Genomic DNA, 5,856 nt, shown 5'->3' on the forward strand with positions numbered 1-5,856 from the left:
CCCCTCGCCCAGCCGCGCGGTCGCCACCGGCTGGGAGGCCGCCCCGCCGCGCCCCCCGGCGCCCGGTCGTGACCCGCTCTCCCGGGCCACCCCCGCGTTGCCGCCCGCGCGCGACGCGGTCACCGAGCGGCTGCCGAAGATCCCGGTGCAGGAAGCCGAGACGGTGCCGGAGCGGCAGGCCGGCACGGGCATCGTCCCGGGTGCCGCGGGACGGTACCGCGGCCCCGACAACGCGTTGGCGGCCGACCGGGCCCGCCAGGCCCGCATGACGACGGTCGGCGCCGTCACCGAGCGCTGGGCCCCCGAACAGGCCGGTCCGGTCCACGAGCACTGGCGGTTGTCCCCGCCCGTCGGCCCGGCGGCCGACCTGTGGGCGCTCGGCGCGCTGCTGTTCCGCGCGGTGCAGGGCCACCCGCCCTACCCCGAGGACAGCGTCGCCGAGCTGGTCCAGGCCGTCATCGCCGAACAGCCGGCGTTCGCGGAGGAGTGCGGCGCGCTGCGGCCCGTCGTGGAGTCGCTGCTGCGGCAGGACCCGACGGAGCGGCCCCGGGAGGAGGAACTGCGGGGCTGGCTGCGCTCGATCATCCGCTCCGCCCCCGAACCCGACGTCGGGCGCCGCACGGTGACGCTGCCGCCGATGCTGGAGGCCGGGCGGCCGTCCGACCCGACGAGGCTGCCCATCGTCCGCCACCGCGGCGAACTCGTCTCGAAGCGGAAGCGCCGCAGTGGCAGCCCCCGGGCGCTCGGCAGGCTGCTGCTCGTCGCCGTGTTCTGCCTCGTCGCGGGTGCCATGGCCTTCGCGTTGCTCTTCATGCCGGACGAGGACGAACGGCGCGACACCGCCTCCCCGGGCGGTGCTCCCTCCGGCGACGGCGGGCCCGCGCCGGACGGTTCCGGCGAGGAGCCGGACGACACCGGCAACGACCCGGAGGCGACCGGCGAGCCCGTCCCCGCTCCCGACGGCTTCGAGGCGGTGAGCGACGACGCCGGTTTCGGTCTGGCACTGCCCGAGGGATGGGAGCGCGGTACCGGGCCGGACGGACAGGTCACCTTCGAGGGTGACGGGCTGGTCCTCACCGTGGTGCCCGGCCGGGACGGCTCGGCGGAGTTCGGGGACACTCCCATGGAGTACCAGCTCCAGAGCCAGCCCGAACTCCAGGGCTACCGCGACGCGCCGTGGCGTTCCTCGGGGAGCCTGCGGAGCATCACTGTCGGCCAGGTCGCCCTGGCGGAGGGCGACTTCCTCTGGGACGGCGGGGAGGGACGGCAGTTCGTCCGCAACCGCGCCATGCTCATCGGCGACGACTACCACGTGGTCATGGTCCAGGGCACCGAGGACGACCGGGACGCCATCGCCGATGTCTTCCCGACCATCGCCGAGAGCTACCGGGTGGGTTGACCCTGCGGCGGGCGGCCCGCCCCGTCCGCGGCACGGGGGGGGCGCCGTCCGCGCCCGAGCGGCGGGGGCCGACCGGGGTCAGCAGGGGTGGCCCGCCGTGCGCAGCCGCGCGGCGAGTCGGTCGAGTCGCAGGTCGCAGACACCGCGGAACGCCGCGGACAGCAGCAGCGCCAGCGGGCCGCGGTGGGAGATGCCGTGGCCGACGAGGGTCGCGGGGGCGTCGCCGTCCGCCTCGACCAGGGTCCACCAGTTGTCCTCGGTCAGGCCGTTGAGGGAGATCCGCATGGTGATCCGGTCCTCGTCGATCCCGGTGTAGGAGAGGTGGCCGCGCAGGCCGCGCACGCCGGTGACGGGGTAGCGGTGGCCCACGGTCGGCCGTTCCCGGGAGGTGCCGACGACGGGCGGCAGGGTGAGGCCGGTGATCGCGGGGTTCCACTCGGGCAGGGCGCCGGGGTCCAGCAGGATGGCGCGGGTCGCGTCGCGGCTGCCTGCCAGCCGTCGCACGCTCTGCTGTTCGTTCACGATGTGCCTCCTCGGGGGTGCGGTGGGTGCGGTGGTGCGGGCAGCCGGGGCGGCGCCGGTACCGCGGGCGCCGCCCCGCTTCGGGCCGTCAGTAGCGGATGCCGCCGTCCGCCCGGACGACGGTCGCGTTGATCGACGCGCTCTCGGGGGTCGTGAGGTAGGCGATCAGTGCGGCCGTGTGCCGGGCGTCGGTCTCACCCCCCAGCGAGTGCGAGAGGAGACGGGAGCGGTGGGCGTCGGGGATGTGGGTGGCCAGCCCCGTGTCGAGCAGACCGGGGGAGACGACCACGGTGCGGATGTTGTAGGGCGCGTACTCCTGGGCCACCGACTGGGAGAGCCCCTGGAGCGCCGACTTGGAGGCGGCGTAGGCGGCCTGTCCGGGGTTGCCGGTGTGGGCCACCACGGAGGAGACGTAGACCATGCGGCCGGTGCGGCGCCGCATCATCAGGCGCAGCGCGTGCTTGGTGACCAGGAACGCGCCGCGGACGTTGGTGCGGTGGACGAGGTCCCAGTCCTCTGCGGGCATCCGGACCAGGGCCTCGTCGCGGGCGATCCCCGCGTTGTGGACGACCGCGTCGAGCCGCCCCAGCTTTCGTGCCGCTCCGGCGAGTGCGACCGCGGTGGCCTCCTCGCCGATGTCGCCGGGCAGCATCACGAGCCGGTCGGGGAACTCCTTGGTCAGCAGCCGCAACTCCTCCGATTCGGAGCGGTGGTTGGCGATGACCAGGCTGCCGCGGCGGAGTAGTTCGGCCGTGGTGAGCAGGCCGAGGCCGCGGCCCGCGCCGGTGATCGCGATCACCGGCGGGTCGGAGGTCGGGGGAGACGGGGAGGCGGCACCGGCCGCGCCGGCGTCCTGGTCGGTGGTCACAGTGTGCTTCCCGTCAGTCGTCGGGTGGTGGCGGCGAGGTCTGCCAACTGGGCCGGGGTGAGGGGCCGGTGGCCTGCCCGGTGGACGAACCTGACCTGGCCGGTGACGGCCTCCTGTTGCAGGAGGTCGGGCAGGAGGCCCCCGCCGGGGGCCGACCTCAGGTCGGCCGCCCGGCGGAGGAAGCCGTGGCCGCAGGCGGCTGCGGCCTCCGGCATCCAGTCGAACGCGGTGACCCGCAGCTGGCCGAAGCCGTCGGGGTCGAGCCGGAGCTCGGGTAGTAACTCGGCTGCCAGATGCGGCACTTCCTCCGGCATGAGATCCACCGACGCGTACGGGGCGTCCGCGACGACCACCAGGAGGTGTCCCACCGCCAACCGTTGCTCCAGGGCCGCGCGCTGGGCGGGTGTCGGCCAGATCCCGGTGGCGGCGGCCAGGCCGCGGCACCCCAGTGGCCGCCACTGGACCCGGCCGCTGCCCTCCAGTACGACCGTGACGTCAGCGAACGAGCGCTCTGTCGTGTGCATCGGTGTCCTCCCCCGGAAGCGGCTCCCCCGCCGCGGCCTGCGTGGTGATTCGGTCGGTGGGGCCGTCGCCGTCCCCCGGGCGCGGCGCCACCGCGTCGCCGCGCCGTGCCGCTCCCCAGGTGCGCTCGCCGATGAGCAGCAGGGCGGCCGGCATCACCAGGCGTCGCACGACCACCGCGTCGAGCAGCACGGCGACGGCGAGGCTGATGCCCAGCTCGCGGACGATGCTGATCTCGGCACTGGTGAAGGAGATGAAAACGGCGATCATGATGGCGGCGGCGCCGTTGATCATCCCCGCGGTGCGGGCGAGCCCGCCCAGCACGGCGTCGCGGTGGGTGGCGCCGTCGGCGTACATCTCCCGCATGCGCGAGAACATGATCACCATGTAGTCCATGCTCAGCCCGAACATCACGGCGAACAGCACCAGCGGGGTGACGCTGTTGACGGTGTTCTCCGCATCGGTCGAGATCAGGGCGAGAACCCCGAGCGAGGCGGCCACCACCATGAGGTTGAAGACCAGTGCGAGGACCGGCAGCAGGAGCGTTCGGAAGGCGATGGAGAGGATCAGCAGGCTGAGCGCCGCGACCCAGATCACCACCATGGGGGCAGAGTCGAGGACGAGCCGGTCGAAGTCCGCGCCGGTGGCGGTGGCACCCGCCAGCTGGATCTGGACGCCCTCGGCCGAGGAGCCGAGCGGTTCGCGGAGCTCCTCGACCAGATGATGGGCGGCGGCGGAGTCCGGGTCGGCGTCGGTGAGGACCGCCACCCGGGAGACCACCCGGTCGCCGTCGGTGGCCCACAGGGCGTCGGTGACCTCGGGCGCGGGTGAGTCGGCGGTGCCGTCGAGCACGCTCGGCAGATCGCTGTCGGCGATGCCGAGCCCGGTCACGGCGCGTACCTCGTCGACGTGGTCGGCCGCGGCGGCACGATCGGCGAACTCTGCTACGGCTTGCAGCAGTTGCCCGGCGTTCTCCGCCGGGGCCGACAGTACGGCGGTCACCGGGAACACGTCGCGCGACCCGATCTCGTCGGCCACCAGCTCGGCCCCGGTGCGCGCGCTGTCGCCCTCGGGCAGGATGTCGGCGCTCGCGGCCGGCACATGCAGCGTCAGCTGGGTCGCGGGAAAGGCCAGCAGGGCGAACCCGGCGGTCAGCGCGGCCAGCACCACGGCGGGCCGACGCGCTGCCACCGGCAGCCGGCCCGCCCGCGGCGCGGACGCGCCCCGCCGGGAGTGGGGCCGCAGCCGTGCGGTCACCCGGTCCAGCGGTACTGCCCCCCATCCGATGCGGTGGCCCAGGAGGGTGAGGACCGCCGGCAGCAGCGAGAGCGCCATCAGCACCGCGACCACGGTGACGGCGGTGCCGCCCAGCGCGATGGAGGTGAAGGACATCGCCCGCGGAATGAAGAGCGCCGCCAGCGCGACGACGACGGCGAGGCCGCCGAAGAGCACGGAGTGGCCGGCCGTGCGCATCGAGCGGTCCAGCGCCTCGGGGACGGGCCGCCCGGTGGCCAGCTCCTCGCGGAACCGCTTGACCACGAAGAGCGAGTAGTCCACGGCGACGGCCAGACCCACCATGGTGACGATGTTGACGAACAGGCTGTTCACGTCGGTGAGCCGCGTGAAGCCGTAGCCGATGGCCTGGGTGATCCCCAGGGTCACGCCGGCCATCACGAGCGGAACGGCCATGGCCGCGACGGAGCGGAAGACCAGGAGCAGCACGACGAACAGCACCGGGAAGGCGATGAGTTCGGCACGCGTCGCGTCGTCCTTGGAGTGGATGTTCAGCGCGTAGTCCAGCGCGGGCGCTCCGGTGACGTGGACCTCCGCGTTCTCCCCGACCGCGGCGCGCACGTCTTCGGTGAGGGCGGGCACCAGGTTCTGCACGGTGGTGTTGTCACTGGTGAAGCCGACCACCAGGAAGGTGGTGCGGCTGTCCTGCGAGAGCCAGGCGGGCTCGTCGCGGTGGTCGGTGATCGCCGAGACACCGTCGCGGTCCGCCGCCTCGCGGGCGGTGGCGACGGCCCCGGTGACGTCGCCGCCCGGGTCGTGCAGGACCACCAGCAGGGCGTTGGCCGCTTCGTCGAAGGCGCGCTCCAGCGTCTGCTGCGCCTGCGCCGACTCGCCACGGGGGTCGGAGAAGCCCCCGGCCTTGAGGGCGTCGCCGAGTTGCAGACCGAAGGGGAGCGCGGCCACCAGAACCAGCAGCCAGGCCGCGATCACGGTGCGTGGCCGGGCCGCGGCGAGGCGGGAGAGGCGGTTCATCGGGAGGTCCTCCCAGGAGGGTGGGTGAGGGGCGGCCCGTGCGGGGGCCGAGAAGAGGTGGGCTGCCCGGCGGGCAGGACCAGGGGCGGGACGCGCCCGGCGAACGGCGCCAGGAGCGCCATCAGCACCAGGCGCTGCGGGTCGGCGGCGGTCACACGCCACCGCCGGACCGGGCGCCGGTGCCGGTGGTCGTCGCACGTCCCCCGGGCGCGTCGGGCGGGACGGCCCGTCGGCCGCCGGCGGCGATCCGGTGCGGGCCATGGCGCTTGCGGTCGACGGG

5 protein-coding genes are annotated in these 5,856 nt (G+C 74.4%); 1 reads left to right on the forward strand and 4 read right to left on the reverse strand.

From position 1 onward, the window contains the following. A partial coding sequence (locus HCJ92_RS21265; RefSeq protein WP_476718363.1) for a serine/threonine-protein kinase occupies window positions 1-1,399 on the forward strand: 1,399 nt, incomplete at its 5' end. Between the two features lie 78 nt (window positions 1,400-1,477). Here HCJ92_RS21265 and HCJ92_RS21270 read toward each other — a convergent pair. From HCJ92_RS21270 to HCJ92_RS21285, 4 genes are all read right to left on the reverse strand, one after another. Beyond that, window positions 1,478-1,921, reverse strand: coding sequence for an SRPBCC family protein (locus HCJ92_RS21270; protein WP_167935230.1), 444 nt, complete (start codon window positions 1,919-1,921; stop codon window positions 1,478-1,480). An 88-nt stretch (window positions 1,922-2,009) separates the two neighbouring features. Further along, window positions 2,010-2,789, reverse strand: a complete 780-nt coding sequence (locus HCJ92_RS21275; RefSeq protein WP_167935231.1) for an SDR family oxidoreductase — start codon at window positions 2,787-2,789, stop codon at window positions 2,010-2,012. Then, window positions 2,786-3,313, reverse strand: a complete 528-nt coding sequence (locus HCJ92_RS21280) for a hypothetical protein (protein WP_167935232.1) — start codon at window positions 3,311-3,313, stop codon at window positions 2,786-2,788. The genes HCJ92_RS21275 and HCJ92_RS21280 overlap by 4 nt, the downstream gene beginning before the upstream one ends. Further along, a complete protein-coding gene (locus HCJ92_RS21285; RefSeq protein ID WP_167935233.1) occupies window positions 3,285-5,576 on the reverse strand; it encodes an MMPL family transporter in 2,292 nt (763 codons plus the stop codon). Before HCJ92_RS21285 ends, HCJ92_RS21280 begins: the two co-directional genes overlap by 29 nt. Window positions 5,577-5,856: the final 280 nt, after the last annotated feature.

Source organism: Streptomyces spiramenti, assembly GCF_012034385.1.
GTDB classification, from domain to species: domain Bacteria; phylum Actinomycetota; class Actinomycetes; order Streptomycetales; family Streptomycetaceae; genus Streptomyces; species Streptomyces spiramenti.

Bases quoted from the DNA above. Each gene is read 5' to 3' on its own strand.
- HCJ92_RS21280 (WP_167935232.1), bottom strand. From the start codon at position 3,313: ATGCACACGACAGAGCGCTCGTTCGCTGACGTCACGGTCGTACTGGAG.
- HCJ92_RS21285 (WP_167935233.1), bottom strand. From the start codon at position 5,576: ATGAACCGCCTCTCCCGCCTCGCCGCGGCCCGGCCACGCACCGTGATC.